The sequence below is a fragment of the Phenylobacterium sp. LjRoot219 genome (assembly GCF_964252995.1).
GTDB lineage: Bacteria > Pseudomonadota > Alphaproteobacteria > Caulobacterales > Caulobacteraceae > Phenylobacterium.
Window position 1 is genome coordinate 1 of the sequence record NZ_CAXUQI020000001.1, and the last position, 18,767, is coordinate 18,767.

The 18,767-nt window shown below is 69.1% G+C and carries 20 protein-coding genes; 19 read left to right on the forward strand and 1 reads right to left on the reverse strand.

What is annotated here, in order from left to right; genetic code table 11:
• The 10 genes from ACSQ14_RS00005 to trmB form a co-directional block, all read left to right on the forward strand.
• A partial coding sequence (locus ACSQ14_RS00005) for a chemotaxis protein CheA (RefSeq protein WP_436008463.1) occupies nt 1-1,209 on the forward strand: 1,209 nt, incomplete at its 5' end.
• Nucleotides 1,210-1,214: 5 nt separating this feature from the next.
• The gene (locus ACSQ14_RS00010; RefSeq protein WP_436008465.1) at nt 1,215-1,682 is read left to right on the forward strand and encodes a chemotaxis protein CheW; all 468 of its coding nucleotides are present in this window, start codon (nt 1,215-1,217) and stop codon (nt 1,680-1,682) included.
• Nucleotides 1,679-2,557, forward strand: coding sequence for a CheR family methyltransferase (locus ACSQ14_RS00015; protein ID WP_436008467.1), 879 nt, complete (start codon nt 1,679-1,681; stop codon nt 2,555-2,557). The genes ACSQ14_RS00010 and ACSQ14_RS00015 overlap by 4 nt, the downstream gene beginning before the upstream one ends.
• Complete coding sequence (locus ACSQ14_RS00020; RefSeq protein WP_436008469.1) at nt 2,557-3,591, forward strand: protein-glutamate methylesterase/protein-glutamine glutaminase; 1,035 nt, start codon at nt 2,557-2,559, stop codon at nt 3,589-3,591. Before ACSQ14_RS00015 ends, ACSQ14_RS00020 begins: the two co-directional genes overlap by 1 nt.
• Complete coding sequence (locus tag ACSQ14_RS00025; RefSeq protein ID WP_324089060.1) at nt 3,591-3,980, forward strand: response regulator; 390 nt, start codon at nt 3,591-3,593, stop codon at nt 3,978-3,980. Before ACSQ14_RS00020 ends, ACSQ14_RS00025 begins: the two co-directional genes overlap by 1 nt.
• A gap of 32 nt (nt 3,981-4,012) precedes the next feature.
• A complete protein-coding gene (locus tag ACSQ14_RS00030) occupies nt 4,013-4,543 on the forward strand; it encodes a chemotaxis protein CheD (protein WP_436015293.1) in 531 nt (176 codons plus the stop codon).
• Nucleotides 4,544-4,556: 13 nt separating this feature from the next.
• Complete coding sequence (locus ACSQ14_RS00035; protein WP_436008472.1) at nt 4,557-4,904, forward strand: hypothetical protein; 348 nt, start codon at nt 4,557-4,559, stop codon at nt 4,902-4,904.
• Nucleotides 4,901-5,500 carry a response regulator gene (locus tag ACSQ14_RS00040; protein WP_436008474.1) on the forward strand — a complete coding sequence of 200 codons (600 nt, stop codon included), beginning with the start codon at nt 4,901-4,903 and terminating at the stop codon, nt 5,498-5,500. The genes ACSQ14_RS00035 and ACSQ14_RS00040 overlap by 4 nt, the downstream gene beginning before the upstream one ends.
• Nucleotides 5,497-5,967 (forward strand): hypothetical protein, encoded by a 471-nt coding sequence (locus ACSQ14_RS00045; protein ID WP_436008476.1) that lies wholly within the window; start codon nt 5,497-5,499, stop codon nt 5,965-5,967. The genes ACSQ14_RS00040 and ACSQ14_RS00045 overlap by 4 nt, the downstream gene beginning before the upstream one ends.
• Before the next feature lie 50 nt (nt 5,968-6,017).
• Nucleotides 6,018-6,695: a tRNA (guanosine(46)-N7)-methyltransferase TrmB gene (trmB, locus tag ACSQ14_RS00050; RefSeq protein ID WP_436008478.1), complete on the forward strand. Its 678-nt coding sequence runs from the start codon at nt 6,018-6,020 to the stop codon at nt 6,693-6,695.
• A gap of 166 nt (nt 6,696-6,861) precedes the next feature.
• On the opposite strand, the gene ppa is transcribed toward trmB, so the two are convergent.
• On the reverse strand, nt 6,862-7,395 hold the full coding sequence (gene ppa / locus ACSQ14_RS00055; RefSeq protein ID WP_436008480.1) for an inorganic diphosphatase: 534 nt from the start codon (nt 7,393-7,395) through the stop codon (nt 6,862-6,864).
• Nucleotides 7,396-7,639: 244 nt separating this feature from the next.
• Between ppa and rimP the strand changes: the two genes are divergently transcribed.
• The 9 genes from rimP (at nt 7,640) to pnp (ending at nt 18,731) form a co-directional block, all read left to right on the forward strand.
• Nucleotides 7,640-8,188 carry a ribosome maturation factor RimP gene (gene rimP / locus ACSQ14_RS00060; RefSeq protein WP_436008482.1) on the forward strand — a complete coding sequence of 183 codons (549 nt, stop codon included), beginning with the start codon at nt 7,640-7,642 and terminating at the stop codon, nt 8,186-8,188.
• 12 nt (nt 8,189-8,200) lie between these two features.
• Nucleotides 8,201-9,889 (forward strand): transcription termination factor NusA, encoded by a 1,689-nt coding sequence (nusA, locus tag ACSQ14_RS00065; protein ID WP_436008484.1) that lies wholly within the window; start codon nt 8,201-8,203, stop codon nt 9,887-9,889.
• Between the two features lie 199 nt (nt 9,890-10,088).
• Entirely contained in the window at nt 10,089-10,730 is a 642-nt protein-coding gene (locus ACSQ14_RS00070; protein WP_436015295.1) for an RNA-binding protein, read from the forward strand.
• A 92-nt stretch (nt 10,731-10,822) separates the two neighbouring features.
• Nucleotides 10,823-13,882, forward strand: coding sequence for a translation initiation factor IF-2 (gene infB / locus ACSQ14_RS00075; protein ID WP_436008486.1), 3,060 nt, complete (start codon nt 10,823-10,825; stop codon nt 13,880-13,882).
• Between the two features lie 145 nt (nt 13,883-14,027).
• A complete protein-coding gene (locus ACSQ14_RS00080; protein ID WP_436008488.1) occupies nt 14,028-14,534 on the forward strand; it encodes a DUF2939 domain-containing protein in 507 nt (168 codons plus the stop codon).
• 134 nt (nt 14,535-14,668) lie between these two features.
• Nucleotides 14,669-15,112: a 30S ribosome-binding factor RbfA gene (gene rbfA / locus ACSQ14_RS00085; protein ID WP_436008490.1), complete on the forward strand. Its 444-nt coding sequence runs from the start codon at nt 14,669-14,671 to the stop codon at nt 15,110-15,112.
• On the forward strand, nt 15,112-16,056 hold the full coding sequence (gene truB / locus ACSQ14_RS00090) for a tRNA pseudouridine(55) synthase TruB (protein ID WP_436008492.1): 945 nt from the start codon (nt 15,112-15,114) through the stop codon (nt 16,054-16,056). Before rbfA ends, truB begins: the two co-directional genes overlap by 1 nt.
• Nucleotides 16,057-16,060: 4 nt before the next feature.
• A complete protein-coding gene (gene rpsO / locus ACSQ14_RS00095) occupies nt 16,061-16,330 on the forward strand; it encodes a 30S ribosomal protein S15 (RefSeq protein WP_436008494.1) in 270 nt (89 codons plus the stop codon).
• Between the two features lie 259 nt (nt 16,331-16,589).
• The gene (gene pnp, locus ACSQ14_RS00100) at nt 16,590-18,731 is read left to right on the forward strand and encodes a polyribonucleotide nucleotidyltransferase (RefSeq protein ID WP_436008496.1); all 2,142 of its coding nucleotides are present in this window, start codon (nt 16,590-16,592) and stop codon (nt 18,729-18,731) included.
• Nucleotides 18,732-18,767: the final 36 nt, after the last annotated feature.

Genomic DNA, 18,767 nt, shown 5'->3' on the forward strand with positions numbered 1-18,767 from the left:
GCCGCCGCCACCGCGCCGACCATCCGCGTCGACCTGGAGCGGGTCGACCGGTTGATCGACCTGGTCGGCGAGCTGGTGATCAACCAGGCCATGATGGCCGCCCGGGTCAACGAACTGGGGGTCGCCCGCGCCTCCCACGTCGCCAGCGCCCTGGACGAGCTCGAGCAGCTGACGCGCGAGATCCAGGACAGCGTCATGGCGATCCGCGCCCAGCCGGTGAAGTCGGTGTTCCAGCGGATGCCGCGCCTGGCGCGCGAAGTCGCCGCGATCACCGGCAAGCAGGTCCGGCTGGTCACCGAGGGCGAAGGCACCGAGGTCGACAAGACGGTGGTCGAGCGGCTGACCGACCCGCTGACGCACATGATCCGCAACGCCATCGACCACGGGCTGGAGCGGCCGGACACGCGCATCGCCGCCGGCAAGCACCCGGAAGGCGTGGTCAAGCTTTCGGCGGCGCACCGCTCGGGCCGCATCGTCATCGAAGTCGCCGACGACGGCGGCGGCATCAACCGCGAACGCGTCAAGCAGATCGCCGTCGACAAGGGGCTGATCGCCGCCGACGCCAGCCTGACCGACGAGGAAGTCGACAACCTGATCTTCCTGCCGGGCTTCTCGACCGCCAGCACGATCTCCGACATTTCCGGCCGCGGCGTCGGCATGGACGTGGTCAAGCGCTCGATCCAGGACCTCGGCGGGCGCATCTCGATCACCTCGCGCCCCGGCCTCGGCTCGACCTTCTCGATGAGCCTGCCGCTGACCCTGGCGGTGCTCGACGGCATGGTGGTCACCGCCGGCCAGCAGACCCTGATCGCGCCGCTGACGGCGATCATCGAGACCCTGCAGCCGAAGCGCGCCGACGTGCACGGCCTGGGCGGCGGCGCCCGGGTCATCGCCATCCGCGGGTCCTACGTGCCGCTGGTCGACGTCGGCCTGTCGCTCGGCTATCGCGCCGAACCGCTCGACGCCGAGCAGGGCGTGGCCCTGCTGATCGAGGCCGAAGGCGGCGCCCGCGCGGTGCTGCTGGTCGACGCCATCCAGGGCCAGCGCCAGGTGGTGATCAAGAGCCTGGAGGCGAACTACCGCCGCGTGCCCGGCATCGCCGCGGCGACGATCACCGGCGACGGCCGCGTCGCCCTGATCCTCGACATCGACGCCCTGGTGGCGGCCTCGCGTACGGCTGAGGTCCCCAGGCTCCTGCAAGCGGGTTAAGGACAATGAGTGAACCGGCCAATCAAGGCGGCGTGGGCAAAGAGCTGATCTCCTTCCGGATCGGGGCGCAGGAGTTCTGCGTCGACATCATGGAAGTCCGCGAGATCCGCGGCTGGACTCCGGCCACGGCGCTGCCGCAGGCCCCGGCCTTCGTCCGCGGGGTGATCAACCTGCGCGGCGCGGTGCTGCCGATCGTCGACCTGGGGGCCCGCCTGGGGCTCGGCGTCGCCGAGCCGACCGCCCGCCACGTGATCATCGTCGCCCAGGTGCAGAACCAGGTCGTCGGCCTGCTGGTCGACGCGGTCTCCGACATCCTGACCGTCACTGACGACATGATCCAGCCGACGCCGGACGTCGCCTCGGAAATGGTCCGCACCTTCGTCCGCGGCCTGCTGGCGATCGACGGCCGGATGGTCAGCTTCATCTCGCTCGACCGGGTCCTGCCCGACAGCGAACTCGACCACGCTGCATGACGGTCACGCCGCACATGGCCCTACGTGAAGACCGCCGCGCGCAGCTGGTGGACGGGGAATTCCTGTTCACCGCGGAAGACTTCCGCACGATCGCGGCGACCCTGCACGCCGCGGCGGGCATCGCCCTGCCCGACAGCAAGGCGACGCTGGTCTACTCACGGCTGGCCAAGCGGCTGCGCGCGCTCGGACTGGAGAGCTTCCGCGAGTACTGCGCCCTGGTGACCGGGGCCGACGGGCTGGACGAGCGCCAGCAGATGATCGTCGCGCTGACCACCAATGTGACCCGCTTCTTCCGCGAGCCCCACCACTTCGACCACCTGAGAGAGCAGCTGCTGCCGCCGCTGCTGGCCAACGCCAAGCGCGGCGGGGCGGTGCGGATCTGGTCGGCCGGCTGCTCGAACGGCCAGGAGCCCTATTCGATCGCGCTGACGATCCTGTCGATGATGCCGGACGCGCCGGACTACGACATCAAGATCCTGGCGACCGACATCGACATCCAGATGCTGGCCGAGGCCCGGGCGGGTCTCTACACCAGCCAGGTGATCGCCCCGGTGCCGGGCGAGATGCGCGCGCGCTGGTTCGAGCGCGAGGGCGACTCCTGGCGCGCCAGCGAGCCGCTGCGCCGGCTGATCACCTTCAACGAGCTGAACCTGATCGGCGACTGGCCCATGCGGCGCCAGTTCCAGGCGATCTTCTGCCGCAACGTCGTAATCTATTTTGAGGAGGAGACGCAGTCGAAGGTGTTCAGCCGTTTCATGCCGCTGATGAGCCCGGATGCACGGCTCTACATCGGCCACTCCGAACGCGTCTGCGGCCCGGCCGCGGAACGCCTGGAGACGGACGGCGTGACCACCTACCGCCTGCGGGTGCGCTAATGGTCCGTGTGCTGATTGTCGACGACTCCGCCACCATGCGGAGCCTTATCGCCACTATTCTACAGCGTGATCCCGAGATCGAGGTGGTCGGCGAAGCCGGCGACCCGCTCGAGGCGCGCGAGGCGATCAAACGCCTGAACCCCGACGTGCTGACGCTCGACGTCGAGATGCCGAACATGAACGGCATCGAGTTCCTCGAGAAGATCATGCGCCTGCGGCCGATGCCGGTGGTGATGGTCTCGACGCTGACCGTGCGCGGGGCGGAAGCGACCATGGAGGCCCTCGAGCTCGGCGCGATCGACTGCGTCGCCAAGCCCTCGACCGGCGGGCTGGAAGGCTTCCAGGACCTGCCGTTCAAGGTGAAGGCCGCGGCCAAGGCGAAGGTGCGGCCGCTGCGCCAGGCCGAGCCCAATGCGCCGAAGCCGGCGCCGCTGGAGCACACGCCGGACGGCCGGCTGATCGCCATCGGCTCGTCGACCGGCGGGGTGGAGGCGCTGATCGCGGTGCTCAGCCGGTTCCCGGCCAACTGCCCGCCGACGGTGATCACCCAGCACATGCCGGCCACCTTCACCAAGAGCTTCTCCGAGCGGCTCGACCGCCTGTGCGCGCCGAAAGTGGCCGAAGCGCACGACGGCGCGGTGCTGGAGAACGGCCGCATCTACATCGCCCCGGGCGGCGAGAACCATCTCGAGGTCAGCGGTTCGGGCACCCCGCGCTGCCGCCTTACGCCCGGCGCGGCGGTGAACGGCCACCGGCCGTCCGTCGACGTGCTGTTCCGCTCGGTGGCCAAGGTCGCCGGCGGCCGGGCCGTCGGAGCCATCCTGACCGGCATGGGCCGCGACGGCGCCGAAGGCCTGCTGGCGATGCGCCAGGCCGGGGCCCGCACCTTCGGCCAGGACGAGGCGTCGTCCGTCGTCTACGGCATGCCCAAGGCCGCCTTCGAACTCGGGGCCGTCGAGCGTCAAGCGCCGCTCGACCGGATCGCCGCCGAACTCCTCAAAGCGCCCAGCTCCAAAGTGATCGAGAACGTCTGATGCCTGCAGCCGCTTCCCTGAAGGTGCTCGTCGTCGATGACCAGCAGACCATGCGGTCGCTGGTTCGCAGTGGTCTGCAGCAGCTCGGATTCAAGGACATCCGAGAGTGCGCGGACGGCGAGGACGGCCTGCGCGCCATGCTGACCAGCAAGGCGCACCTGATCATCTCCGACTACAACATGCCCAAGCTCGACGGCCTGGGCCTGCTGCGCGCGGTGCGCGCCCACGAGCCGATCCGCGGCACGGCCTTCATCATGCTGACCGGCCGGGCGGACAAGGAGCTGGTGCAGCGCGCGGTGCAGTTCGGCGTCAACAACTACCTCGTGAAGCCTTTCACCGTGCAGACGCTGAAGGAAAAGATCGAGGCGGTGTTCGGTCCGCTCACGTGACGCACGTCGGGACGCGCCCGAGAGCTGACGGCCTGCGCCCCGTGCACATCGTGCAGGGGGAGCACTACGTCACCGACGACCCGGAGGCGGTGCTGACCACCATCCTGGGCAGTTGCGTGGCCGCGTGCCTGCGCGATCCCGTCGCCGGCGTCGGCGGCATGAACCACTTCCTGCTGCCGGGCGGCGACCCGCGTAAAGGCGACGCCGATTCCGTCCGCTACGGCGTGCACGCCATGGAATTGCTGGTGAACGCGCTGCTGTCGCGCGGCGCGCGGCGCGAACGGCTGGAAGGCAAGCTGTTCGGCGGCGCCCGGCTGATCACCGGCCTGACCGACGTCGGCGAGATGAACGCCACCTTCGCCGAGGACTTCCTGCGGCGTGAAGGCCTGAACCACGTCGGCGGTTCGCTGCGCGGCGACGCCGGGCGGCGGATCCAGTTCTGGCCGGTCAGCGGCCGCGCCCGCCAGGTCTTCCTGCCGAAGGACACCCGCGAAGTCTTCGCCCGCGAGGTCGCACCCGTTCCGAAGCCCGCCGTCGACACCGGCGCGCTCGAGCTGTTCTGAGGACGCCGCCGCCGTGGCCCCCGCCCTGCAACCCCTATCGCGGACGCTCGGCGCCTGCGCCGGCGAGCTCGCCGCGCTGGCCGACCGCTGCGAGACGTTGCAGGCCGGGCTGGCGCCGGCGCTGCAGAGCGGGGCCGCCATCGAGGAGGCGCAGACCCTTGATCTGCTGACCCAGAGCCTGGCGGCCGTCGCCGACTATCTGCACGCCCTGTCGGAGACCCTGCCCGGCGACTGGCGGGTCGATCCGAACGGACCGGCGCGGGCCGTCCCGCTCGCCGAGCTCGCCTGGCGGCTGGTCGGCGGCCCGATGCCCTCGCCGCCGGAGAGCGGCGAACTCGACTTCTTCGGAGCCTCTTCATGACGGAGAGGGCCGAAACCCGCCTCAACCTGTCCAAGGCGACAGTGCTGCTGCTGCAGAACAACCAGACCGAGCTCGACATCCTCGGGCAGGTGTTCATCGGCTTCGGCGTCAAGGCGATCCGCAAGTGCCTGACGCTGAGCGAGGCCGAGGAGTGCATCCGCGCCGGCATCGTCTTCGACCTGCTGGTGGTCGACTGCGACATGCCCGCTCAGGCCGGCTTCGACTTCGTCATGCGGCTGCGGCGGATGGAGGACAGCGACAACCGGCTGGCCCCGATCATGCTGGTCTCCGGCCACACCGCGCCCAGCTCGATCGCCAAGGCGCGCGATTGCGGCGCCAACTTCGTGGTCGCCAAGCCGATCACCCCGAAGGTGATGTTCGACCGGGTGATGTGGCTGGCGCGCGAAGAGCGGCAGTTCGTCGTCACCGACACCTACTCAGGTCCCGACCGGCGGCACAAAACCTTCGGCCCGCCCGCCGGCACCAAGGGCCGGCGCCACGACGACCTCTCCGCCAAGCTTGGCAAGCCCGTCGGTCCGGACATGTCGCAGTCCGACATCGACGCGCTGCTCAATCCGAAAAAGGCCTCTGTGTGAAACCCCCCGGCAATACCTTCAAGTACGAGAACCGGCTGGCGAAGTCCGTGGTCACCCGGGGCGGGATGACCGCGTCGGAGGCCCTGTCCTCCGCCCAGCGGGCGGTCAATGAGGTGCGCGAGCCGACGATCGCCGAGATCGACGCGAACCTGGCCGAGATCAACGCGCTGGGCGACCAGCTCAAGACGGCGAACGCCTTCGACGAAGAGGCGCTGCAGCGCATGTACCTGTGCGCCAACCGGGTGGTGGCGATGGGTGGGGTGTTCGGCCTGGGCGAGCTGGGCCAGGCGGCCTACAGCCTCTGCGAGCTGGTCAGCCGCTTCCAGACGCTGGAGCGCTTCCAGTGGTCGATGATCCAGGTGCACCTCGACGGCCTGCGCCTGCTGCGCACGCCCGGCGACCACGCCGCGGCGATCCGCGAAGAAGTGCTGAAGGGCCTGCGCACGGTCGCCACCAGCGTCAACTGACGACGCGACGGCGGCTTCGCAGGCGGCCCGCGGGCGATTAGAAGGCGCCCATGACCTCGCCCCATCCGCCCCTGCGCTCCTACGGCCGGCTGAAATCCCGCACCATCAAGCCGCGCCAGGCTGCGCTGATGGACACCCTGCTGCCGGAGCTGCGCGTGCCGGCCGAACCCTTCGACCCGCGCGCGCTGACGCCCGGCGCCGCCGAGGTCTGGCTGGAGATCGGCTTCGGCGGCGGCGAGCACCTCGCCGCCCAGGCCCAGCGCCGGCCCGACGTGCAGTTCATCGGCGCCGAGCCGTTCCAGAACGGGGTGGCCAGCGCGCTGCGCCACATCGACGAAGCCGGGCTGAAGAACGTGCGGCTGCACGACGGCGACGCCCGCGAGCTGCTCGACCGGCTGCCGGACGCCTCGCTCGAGCGGGTGTTCATCCTGTTCCCGGATCCCTGGCCGAAGGTGCGCCATCACAAGCGCCGCCTGCTGCAGGCCGACACCGCCGTCGAGCTGGCGCGCGTGCTCAAGCCCGGCGGACGCCTGCGCTTCGCCAGCGACTGGGCCAACTATGTGGACTGGAGCCTGGAGCGGCTGATCGCCACCCCGGGGCTGACCTGGACCGCCGACCAGGCGAGCGACTGGCGCACGCCGCCGGCCGACCACGTGACCACGCGCTACGAGGAAAAGCGCCTCGGCGACTGTGCGCCGGTGTTCCTGGATTTCGTGCGGACGGCATAAGTCCTCTCCCCGCCAGCGGGGAGAGGGTTGGGTGAGGGGCGGCTCGGAGCCGCGCCTGTCACCGATGTCGCAGCGAGGGGGCGCTGGCTGAACCGCAGCCACGCGGATATGCCGGCGCCACCCCTCACCTGACCTCTCCCCGCGAGCGGGGAGAGGAAAACAGGCCTCAGCCCTGCTGCTTGTAGCGCTCGATCGAGGTGCGGATCAGGTCGGCGGCTTCGGCCGGATCGGCCCAGCCGACGATCTCGACCGACTTGCCCTTTTCCAGGTCCTTATAGTGCTGGAAGAAGTGCGCGATCTGCTCGGTCAGGATGGAGGGCAGCGCCCGCCAGCTGTCGACGCCGTTGTAGAACGGGTGGAGCTTGTCGACCGGCACCGCCAGGATCTTCTCGTCGCCGCCGGCTTCGTCGCGCATGATCAGCGCGCCCACCGGACGGCAGCGGATCACCGCGCCGGGGACGACCGGGGTCGGGCCGACCACCATGACGTCCATCGGGTCGCCGTCGTCGGCGAGGGTGTGCGGGATGAAGCCGTAGTTGCCGGGATAGAACATCGCCGTGTGCAGGAAACGGTCGACGAAGATCGCGCCGGAGTCCTTGTCCAGCTCGTACTTCACCGGCTCGCCGCCTTGCGGGATCTCGATGATGGCGTTGACGTCGTAAGGCGGGTTAGCGCCGGTGGGGATCTTGGAAAGGTCCATGGGGCCTTCACACACATTAGACTGATGGGGAGGAACGCGCGCTCTGTGGACCAACTGACGGCCTCAGGGAAGAGGGACGCACACGCTTTTCTACCCAGATCGTGCGGTTGAGCCGTTTGGGGCTGACAACCCCGCCCCGGGCCGTTATAGTTGCCCCCAACATCGCTGATCGCGCTGGATGGCGCTTTCAAGCGGCGGGCTGCGGCCCGGCCGCTTTTTTGTTTGCCTGAGGACGGCCAAGCTTATGCGCGGGAAGACCGCCGAGGACTTGAAACTGCTGGAGCTGCTCGACCCCGTGGCCGAGGCGACCGGCTATGGGATCGTCCGCCTGCGGCTGATGGGCGGCGAGAAGCAACGCCGCCTGCAGATCATGGCGGAACGGCCGATCGACGGCGACATGAACGTCGAGGACTGCGCGCGGCTGTCGCGCGCCATCTCCGAAATCATGGACGCCGCCGACCCGATCACCGGCGAGTACGTGCTGGAGGTCTCCTCCCCCGGCATCGACCGGCCGCTGACCCGGCTGCCGGACTTCACCACCTACGAAGGCTACGAGGCGCGGCTCGAGCTCGACCGCATGGCCGAGGGCCGCAAGCGCTTCCGCGGCGTCCTCGCCGGCGTCGACGGCGACAACGTGGCGATCGACCTGGAGGGCGAGGACCACACCGCGCTCGTCCCGTTCGCCTGGATCATCGAGGCCAAGCTCGTGCTGAGCGACGAGCTGATGAAGCGCGGCGCCGATGTGCGCGCCGCCCGCATCGCGGCCGACGAGCAACAACAGACTTCCGAGTAAGGGACCTGACTCATGAGCCTGACGGGCATTTCCGCCAACCGGCTTGAACTTCTGCAGATCGCCGAGGCTGTCGCGCGCGAGAAGTCGATCGACAAAGAGATCGTCATCGAGGCGATCGAAGAGGCGATCCAGAAGGGCGCGCGCTCGCGCTACGGCGCCGAGCACGACATCCGGGTCAAGATCGACCCGAAGACCGGCGAGATGATCGTCAAGCGGGTGATCACCGTGATCGCCGACGACGCGACCTTCGGCGAGACCGAAGAGGGCCTGCCGGCGGACGAGCCGCCGGGCGTCGTGCGCCTCACCGAGGCCAAGCGCATCCACAAGGACGCGGCCATCGGCAACACCTATGAAGAGGTCCTGCCGCCGTTCGAGTTCGGCCGGGTGCAGACCCAGATGGCCCGCCAGGTGGTGACCGGGAAGGTCCGCGAGGCCGAGCGCGAGCGCCAGCACGAAGAGTTCAAGGATCGCGTCGGCGAGATCGTCAACGGCGTGGTCAAGCGGGTCGAATACGGCAACGTCGTCGTCGACCTGGGCCGCGGCGAAGGCATCATGCGCCGCGACCAGTCGATCCCGCGCGAGAACTTCAACATCGGCGACCGGATCCGCTGCTACATCTACGACGTCCGCCGCGAGACCAAGGGCCCGCAGATCCTGCTGAGCCGCGCCCACGGCGGCTTCATGGCCAAGCTGTTCGCCCAGGAAGTGCCGGAAGTGTACGACGGCGTCATCGAGATCCGCGCCGTGGCGCGCGATCCGGGCAGCCGCGCGAAGATGGCGGTGGTCTCCAACGACAGCTCGATCGACCCGGTCGGCGCCTGCGTCGGCATGCGCGGCAGCCGGGTGCAGGCGGTCGTCGCCGAACTGCAGGGCGAGAAGATCGACATCATCCAGTGGAGCCCGGACGAGGCGACCTTCATCGTCAACGGCCTGGCCCCGGCGGAAGTCTCCAAGGTCGTCATGGACGAGGAAGACGAGCGCGTCGAAGTCGTGGTGCCGGACGAGCAGCTGTCGCTGGCCATCGGCCGCCGCGGCCAGAACGTCCGCCTGGCCAGCCAGCTGACCGGCTGGCAGATCGACATCATGACCGAGAGCCAGGAGAGCGAGCGCCGTCAGCGCGAGTTCACCGAGCGCACCGCCCTGTTCCAGGAAGCCCTGGACGTCGATGAGGTCATCGCCCAGCTGCTGGTCACCGAAGGCTTCGCCAGCGTCGAGGACGTCGCCTACGTCGACAACTCGGAAGTCGCCACGATCGAGGGCTTCGACGAGGACACCGCCGAAGAGATCCAGGCCCGCGCCCGCGACTTCCTGGAGAAGGAAGCGGCCGAGTACGACGCCAAGCGCCGCGAACTCGGCGTCGACGACGCGCTGCTGGAAATCGAAGGGATCACCCTGCCGATGGCCGTGGCGCTCGGCGAGGGCGACGTGAAGACCGTCGAGGATCTCGCCGGCCTGGTGCCCGACGACCTGCGCGGCTGGTTCGAATCCAAGAACGGCGAGCGCGTGCGCGAGCCGGGCATTCTGGAAAGCTTCAGCCTGGACCCGCAGGACGCCGAGCTGCTGATCATGCGCGCGCGCATCGTCATGGGCTGGGTGGAAGCCCCGCCCGAACCCGAGCCGGAAGAAGAAGCCGAGGTGGCGATCGAAGACACCGAAGCCTTCGCCGAAGCCCAGATGGAAGGCGAAGCGCGCGACGCGTAATCGCCTTCGTCCGCCCGCCCCCGCGTCAGCGGGGGCGCAGGCGGGCTTGCTGTTTCCGACGTTTTTCCTGTTTCCGACCAGACGCTCCACGAAAGCCCGCCCATTTGAACCGCAACCAAAACAGCCTGGGTCTCCGCGTTCGCGGGGATAAGCGGTAGAGGGGTGGCCCGTCGTGGAGAACTCCCCCGATGATCCCGGCCTGACCGAAGACCGCGCGCCGCGCCCGGACCCGCGCAAGGATCCGCGCGAACGCCGCGACGTCGTCACCGGCGAGGTGCAGGACGAGGCGCAGTTGATCCGCTTCGTCGCTGGGCCCGACGGCGTGGTGGTGCCGGACCTCGCGCGCAAGCTGCCTGGACGCGGCCTGTGGTGCGCCGCCGACCGCGCCTCGGTCGAGACCGCGGCGAAGAAGGGCCTGTTCTCCCGCGCCGCCAAGGCCAAGCTCACGGCCGCGCCGGATCTCGCCGATCAGGTGGAAGTGTTGCTGAAACGCCGGCTTTTGTCGGGCCTCGGGCTTGCACGCCGCGCCGGCGACCTTACTTCGGGGTTCGAGAAGGTCTCGTCCGCGATCACGTCCGGCAAGGCCGCCTGGCTGATCGAGGCGTCGGATGGCGCCGCGGACGGCCGCCGCAAGCTCCGCGCTCTGGCCCGCAAGCAGTCCCGGGCGCCCGGCCTGATCGGTCTCTATACCGCGACGGAATTGGGTTTGGCCTTAGGCCTGGAGAATGTGATACACACCGCCTTCCTTGCGGGGCGTACCGCCGATCGTTGGGCGCAGGACGTTCATCGGTTGTCGGGCTTTTGCCCGCTCCTTCCTGAGAGTTGGCGCGAGGAGCCTTGAGGGGCAAGCGGAGACCTGAGACGGTTTCCGCCCCTCTCGCATTTGATCGATCCGTTGGCCGGGACCGCCCGGCCGCTGAGTAAAGCGAGCGCATGAGCGACGAGAACAACAACGGCCGCAACTCCGCCCCGGGCGGACGCCAGCCCCTGACCCTTAAGCCCCGCGGGGCCGGATCGGTCAGCGCCGGCACGGTGAAGCAGAGCTTCAGCCACGGCCGTTCGAAGACTGTGGTGGTCGAGACCAAGCGCACGCGCACCCATGCGCCGGCGGGCGGCAACCTGGCCGCGCCCTCGTCGGCAGAAAAGCGCCACGAACCGCGTCCCGGCGGCGCCCCGCAATCGCGCGGTCCGCAGGACGGCCGCGGCCTCTCCGCCGAGGAGCAGGCCGCTCGCCAGCGCGCCATCGAATTCGCCCGGCAGAACCAGGCCACTCAGGAAGCCGAGCGCCGCGCCCGGGAAGAGAGCGCTCGCGCCGAGGCTGAGGCCGCCGCGCGCGCCGCCCAGGCCGCCGCGCAGGCGCAGGCCGCCGCCCAGGCTGCAGCTGCTGCGCCGGCCGCTCCGGCTGCGCCCGCTCCGCAAGCCCCCGCCGCTCCGGCCCCGGTCGCCCAGGCTCCGGCGGCGCCCGTCGCCGCCGCCCCCGCCGCCCCGGCGGCTCCGGCCCCTGCGGCTGCGCCGCCGCAGGCCGCCGCGCCGCGTCCGGCTGCGCCGCCGCAACGCCCGGCCACGCCGGCCCCGCAGCGCCCGGCCGCCGATGCGCGTCCGATGGGCGCCGGCCAGACCCGCACCTACCAGCCGTCGCCGGAGCGTCGCGACGACCGCCCGTCGACCACCACCTACCGCCCGGAACGGCCCGCGAACCGCTATGAAGGCGCGACCTTCAACCAGCGTGCGCCGCGACGCGACGACGACCGGGGCCCGCGTCCCGCCGGCGCCGACCGCGGCCCGCGTCCGACCGGTGATCGGCCGCAGCGCGCCGACGACCGTGGTCCGGCTCCGCGTCCCGAAGGCACCGTCCGCTACTCGGCGCTGGCCCCGCGGCCGGCTCCCCGCGGTCCCGGCGGTCCTGGCGGCCCGCGCGGTCCGCGCATCGGCCCGGCCGCCGCGCCGGCCACCCCCGAAATCCAGCGCGCCGCCCGTCAGGCGCCGCGTCCCGGCGCCGGCCTCGACCGCCGTCCGGACGAGGACGACGACGCGCGCCGCCGCGCCGCCACGCCCACCAAGGCGATCAGCCGCGCCAAGGGCGCGCCGCAGCGCCGCGAAGGCCGCCTGACCATCCAGACCGTGGCCGGCGACGGCGACGGCGCCGAGCGGATGCGCTCGCTGGCCTCGGTTCGCCGGGCCCGCGAACGCGAGCGTGAAAAGCGCAAGGGCGGCGGCCAGGAGCAGGCCCGCGTGGCCCGCGAAGTGGTCATCCCCGACGTCATCACCGTGGGCGAGCTCGCCAACCGGATGGCGACCCGCGGCGTCGAGGTCATCAAGTTCCTGATGCGTCAGGGCGTGATGCTGAAGATCAACGACGTGATCGACAACGACACCGCCGAGCTGGTGGCCACCGAATTCGGCCACACCGTGAAGCGCGTCTCGGAAGCCGACGTCGAAGAAGGCTTCATCGGCGCCGAGGACGTGGACGATCATCTGGTGGCCCGGCCGCCGGTGGTCACCGTCATGGGCCACGTCGACCACGGCAAGACCTCGCTGCTCGACGCGCTGCGCGCCACCGACGTGGTCGCCGGCGAACACGGCGGCATCACCCAGCACATCGGGGCCTATCAGGTGCGGCTGGCCAACGGCCAGGCGGTGACCTTCCTCGACACCCCCGGCCACGCCGCCTTCTCCGCCATGCGGATGCGCGGCGCGAACGTGACCGACATCGTGGTGCTGGTGGTCGCGGCCGACGACGGCGTGATGCCGCAGACGGTCGAGGCGATCAATCACGCCAAGGCCGCCGGCGCGCCGATCATCGTGGCGATCAACAAGATCGACAAGCCGGGCGCCGATCCGACCCGGGTGATCAACGAGCTGCTGCAGCACGAGATCGTGGTTGAAAGCCTCGGCGGCGAAACCCAGGCCATCCAGGTCTCCGCCAAGGAGAAGCTGGGCCTGGACGACCTGATCGAAGGCATCCTGCTGCAGGCCGAAGTGCTCGACCTGAAGGCCAACCCGGACCGCACCGCCGACGGCATCGTCATCGAAGCCAAGCTGGATCGTGGGCGGGGCGCCGTCTCCACCGTGCTGGTCAAGCGCGGCACCCTGAAGCGTGGCGACATCGTCGTCGCCGGCGATACCTTCGGCCGGGTTCGCGCCCTGCTGAACGAGCGTGGCGAGCAGCTGACGGCGGCCGGGCCTTCGGTTCCGGTGGAAATCCTCGGCCTGGACGGCACGCCCGCGCCGGGCGAGCCCTTCGCCGTCGTCGAGAACGACGCCCGCGCCCGCGAACTCACCGCGTACCGCGTGCGGATGAAGCGCGAGAAGTCCGGTTCGCCGATGCAAGGCGCCAACCTCGCCGACATGATGGCGCGGCTGGCCGACAAGAAGGTCTCCGAGCTGCCGGTGGTCATCAAGGCCGACGTGCAGGGTTCGGCGGAAGCCATTGTCAGCTCGCTGGACAAGCTGGGCACCGACGAGGTCCGTGCGCGGATCATCCTGTCGGGCGCCGGCGCGATCAGCGAAAGCGACGTCATGCTGGCCAAAGGCGCCGGCTCGCCGATCCTCGGCTTCAACGTCCGCGCCTCCAAGCAGGCGCGCGACCTGGCCGAGCGCGAAGGCGTGGAGATCCGCTACTACTCGATCATCTACGACCTGATCGACGACATCAAAGGCGTGCTCTCGGGCATGCTGGCGCCGATCCAGCGCGAAACCTTCCTCGGCAACGCCGACGTCCTGCAGGTGTTCGACATCACCAAGGTCGGCAAGGTCGCGGGCTGCCGCGTCACCGAAGGCGTGGTCCGCAAGGGCGCCCGGGTCCGGATCATCCGTCAGGATGTGGTGGTGCTCGAACTCGGCGTCCTGCAGACGCTCAAGCGCTTCAAGGACGAGGTCAACGAGGTCAATGCGGGCCAGGAATGCGGCATGGCGTTCCAGGGCTTCCAGGACATCAAGGCCGGCGACACCATCGAGTGCTTCACCCTCGAAGAGGTCAAGCGGTCGCTGTAAGGCCGAGCGCCGCCCCTTCGCGGGGGCGGCGGTCCGCACCGCGCCCCTCGCCTCGCCCGTTCGCGGGAGCTCCCTCCTTTGCGGGGGAGCTTTGGCTTACCCCGGCCGTGATCTCGCCGACATCTTGCAGTAGAGGCCACGGATAATGACCCGGATCCGCGCTCTTCTGATCGGCCTCGCCGCGCTCACCCTGACCGCCTGCGCCTCGGTGCAGCGGCTCGACGCCGCCGCCGACGTCCACGCCCTGTTGATCTCCATCCGCGACAACGACGAGGCGACCTTCGACGCCCACGTCGACCGGCCGGCCCTGAAGCGCGAGCTGCAGGTGCGGCTCGACCAGCAGATCGCCAAGCAGCCCGAGCTGCGCGGCCTGGCCGCAGTGTTCGGCCCCTCGGTGATCAACGTCGCCGGCGACGCCCTGCTGCAGCCTAGCGTCTTCAAGCTGGTCGCCGCGCACTACGGCTACACCTCGCAGACCCGCATCCCCAACCAGGTGGAGATCGCCGCGGCCCTGAAGCCGCTGCCGGACGGCCGGGTCTGCGCAGTGACCAAGAAGAACGGCCCCTGCCTGCTGATCTTCTCCAGGGAACAGGGCGTCTGGAAGCTGAGCGGCTTCGAAGGCGACGCCTCGATGCTGCGGCTGAAGCTCTAGCCTCAAAGCAGCCGGGCGGCGGCCCGACGCCGGCCCTTCAATCTGGACTTCGCCGGTCTTCGCGCCTAGAAGCGCGCCCTTCTTCGCTGAGCCGTCGCGTCCGACCCGCGCCCCAGCCCGTCAAGGCAAGTCCCATGAAACGTTCCACCGACCGCGGCCAAGCCCAAGGCCCCACCCAACGCCAATTGCGCGCCGGCGAGCTGATGCGCCATTCGCTCGTCGAGATCCTGCGCGAGGCGGATTTCTCCGACCCCGCCCTGCAGGGCGTCTCGGTGACCGTCACCGAAGTGCGGATGAGCCCGGACCTGCGCCATGCCACGGTGTTCGTCGAGCCGCTCGGCGGCGTTAAGGCCGACGAGGTGGTCCAGGGCCTGAACCGCCACGCCAAATACCTGCGCGGCCAGCTCGGCCGCAGCATCGACATGAAGTTCACCCCGGACCTGAAGTTCTTGCACGACGAGAGCTTCAACGAGGCGGCGCGGATGGACCGGCTGTTCGACAACCCGAAGGTCCAGCAGGACCTGCGCTCGGACTTCACCGCCGACGCGCCCTCCGACTCCTGGAAGGACGAGGACTGATGGCGCGGCGGCGCAAGGGCGATGCGATCTCCGGCTGGATCTGCCTCGACAAGCCCTACGACATCACCTCCACCCATGCGGTCAGCCGGGTGCGGCGGATCTTCAACGCCCAGAAGGCCGGCCACGCCGGCACCCTCGACCCGCTGGCCACCGGCATCCTGCCGCTGGCGCTCGGCGAGGCGACCAAGACCGTTCCGTTCCTGATGGACGCCGACAAGGCCTACCGCTTCACCATCGCCTGGGGCCGGACGACGTCGACCCTCGACCGCGAGGGCGAAACCCTGGCCGAGTCCGACGTGCGGCCGACGCCCGCCGAGGTCGAGGCGGTGCTGCCGCGGTTCGTCGGCGAGATCGAGCAGATCCCCCCGGCCTATTCGGCGATCAAGGTCGACGGCGAGCGCGCCTATGACCTGGCCCGGGCCGGCGAGACGGTCGAGCTGAAGGCCCGGACGGTGGTGGTCCATTCCGCCCGCGTCGCCGAGGCCCCGGACGCCGACCACGTCGTCATCGAGATCGAGTGCGGCAAGGGCACCTATGTCCGCGCCCTGGTGCGCGACATCGCCGAGGCGCTCGGCGCCTGCGGCCATGTCAGCGAACTGCGCCGAACGCGAGTCGGCGGGTTCACCGAGCAAACTGCGGTAACACTGGAATTGCTTGAGGAATTGGGGCATAAGGCCCGCCAGTCGGAGGCCTTGCTTCCGGTCGAGACCGCGCTGGACGACATCCCGGCGCTGGCCGTGACCGACGAAGACGCTTTCCGGCTAAAGCAGGGACGGTCGATCGTTCTCGTTCCCCGACAGGTTGAGACGGTGAAAGCCAGGCTCCGGCCCGGCTCGCGCACCGTTTCGGCGATGTCGGGCGGGACCGTCGTCGCCCTCTGCGAGATGCGCGCGGGCCGGCTCGAACCCTCGCGGGTCTTCCATCTTGAAAAGAGCGGAGACTAAACCGATGTCGATTACGGCCGAACGTAAGGCTGAAGTGATCAAGACCCATGCCCGCGGCGAAGCGGACACGGGCAGCGCTGAAGTCCAGGTGGCGATCATGTCCGAACGGATCGCGAACCTGACCGAGCACTTCAAGACGCACAAGAAGGACAACCACTCGCGCCGGGGCCTGCTCAAGCTGGTTTCCGCCCGCCGGTCGCTGTTGGACCACCTGAAGAAGTCCGACGTCGCCCGTTACCAAAAGCTGATCGAGACCCTCGGCCTGCGCCGCTAGTCACCGGTCCGTGAACCGCTCCCCGGTTGATCCAACCGGGCGAGCGGCTCTGAATACTGCTGTTTCGCCGCTCCTCCGCGACAGGCCGGGGGTTCAGATGCGGCGCCTACGGGGCTCCCTGAAGCGTGGGGACCCCATCCGTACGCCGAGGGTTCACAGAAATCCTCATATGCCTGTTCGAATGGAGAGGATTTCGGAAGTCCGACGCCCTGTCCGTCCCCGCCTGGGAATACGCCCGCGGGATGAGAAAGAAGCCAAAATGTTCGATATCAAGCGCAAGACCATCGAGTGGGGCGGCAAGACGCTCACGCTCGAAACCGGCCGCATGGCCCGTCAAGCCGACGGCGCGGTGCTGGCCACCTACGGCGAGACCATGGTGCTCGCCACCGCGGTGTTCGCCAAGTCGCCGAAGCCCGGCCAGGACTTCTTCCCGCTGACGGTGAACTACCAAGAGAAATTCTACGCCGCCGGCAAGATCCCCGGTTCCTTCCCGCGCCGCGAAGGCGCGCCGTCGCAGAAGGAAACCCTGACCTCGCGACTGATCGACCGTCCGATCCGTCCGCTGTTCGTCAAGGGCTTCAAGAACGAAGTCCAGGTCGTCACCTCCGTCCTCGCCCACGACCTCGAGAACGATCCCGACATCGTCGCCCTGGTCGCCGCCTCGGCCGCCCTGGTGCTGTCGGGCGCCCCGTTCATGGGCCCGATCGGCGCTGCGCGCGTCGGCTTCGTCGACGGCCAGTACGTGCTCAACCCGACCCTGGACGAGCTGAAGCAGTCGAAGATGGACCTGGTCGTCGCCGGCACCGAAGACGCCGTGATGATGGTCGAGTCCGAGATCCAGGAGCTCACCGAAGAGGAAGTCCTGGGCGGCGTCACCTTCGCCCACAAGGGCATGCAGCCGGTGATCCAGGCGATCATCGAGCTGGCCGAGCACGCGGCCAAGGAACCGTTCGACTTCCAGCCGGACGACACCGACGCCATCAAGGAAAAGATCAAGGCGGTGATCGGCGGCGACCTGCGCGCGGCCTATCAGATCACCGGCAAGACCGAACGCCACGCGTCGATCGTCGCGGCCAAGGACAAGGCGATCTCGCAGTTCGCCAAGTCGGAAGCCAACCCGGACGGCTATGACGCCAACAAGCTGGGCGGCGTCTTCAAGGAACTCGAGGCCGACATCGTTCGCCGCTCGATCCTGGAGACCGGCAAGCGCATCGACGGCCGCACCGTCGATCAGGTCCGTCAGATCGTCTCGGAAGTGGGCGTGCTGCCCCGGGCCCACGGTTCGTCGCTGTTCACCCGTGGCGAAACCCAGGCGCTGGTCGTGGCCACGCTCGGCACCGGCGACGACGAGCAGCTGATCGACGCGCTCGAGGGCAAGTACTACGAGAAGTTCATGCTGCACTATAACTTCCCGCCGTTCTCGGTCGGGGAGACGGGCCGCATGGGCGCGCCGGGCCGCCGCGAAGTCGGCCATGGCAAGCTGGCGTGGCGGGCGATCCGTCCGATGCTGCCGTCGGCGGAAGAGTTCCCCTACACCATCCGCCTGGTCTCGGAGATCTTCGAGTCCAACGGCTCGTCGTCGATGGCCTCGGTCTGCGGCTCGTCGCTGGCGCTGATGGATGCGGGCGTGCCGCTGAAGAAGCCGGTCTCCGGCATCGCCATGGGCCTGATCCTGGAAAGCGACGGCTTCGCCGTCCTATCCGACATCCTCGGCGACGAAGACCACCTGGGCGACATGGACTTCAAGGTCGCCGGCACCGCTGACGGGATCACCTCCCTGCAGATGGACATCAAGATCGCCGGCATCACCGAAGAGATCATGCGCAAGGCGCTCGAGCAGGCGAAGGGTGGTCGCGACCACATCCTGAACGAGATGAGCAAGGCCATGGAAGCGCCGCGCCAGGAGCTCGGCGAGTTCGCGCCCAAGATCGAGACGATGAAGATCCCGGTCGACAAGATCCGGGAAGTGATCGGCTCGGGCGGCAAGGTGATCCGCGAGATCGTCGAAAAGACCGGCGCGAAGATCGACATCGGCGAAGACGGCACGATCAAGATCGCGGCCGCCGACGCCTCGAAGATCGACGCGGCCCGCGACTGGATCAAGTCGATCGCCTCGGAAGCTGAGGTCGGCGCGATCTACAGCGGCAAGGTCGTGAAGATCGTCGACTTCGGCGCCTTCGTGAACTTCTTCGGCGCCAAGGACGGTCTGGTGCACGTCAGCCAGATCTCCAACGAGCGCGTGAACAAGGTCTCGGACGTGCTGCAGGAAGGCCAGGTCGTGAAGGTCAAGCTTCTCGGCTTCGACGACCGCGGCAAGACCCGCCTCTCCATGAAGGTCGTCGACCAGGAGACCGGCGAGGACCTGTCGAAGAAGGAAGAGCCGGCCGAAGCCGACGCGTAAGCGTCCGCCGCAAGGCTGGAGACGATCGGGGCGGCC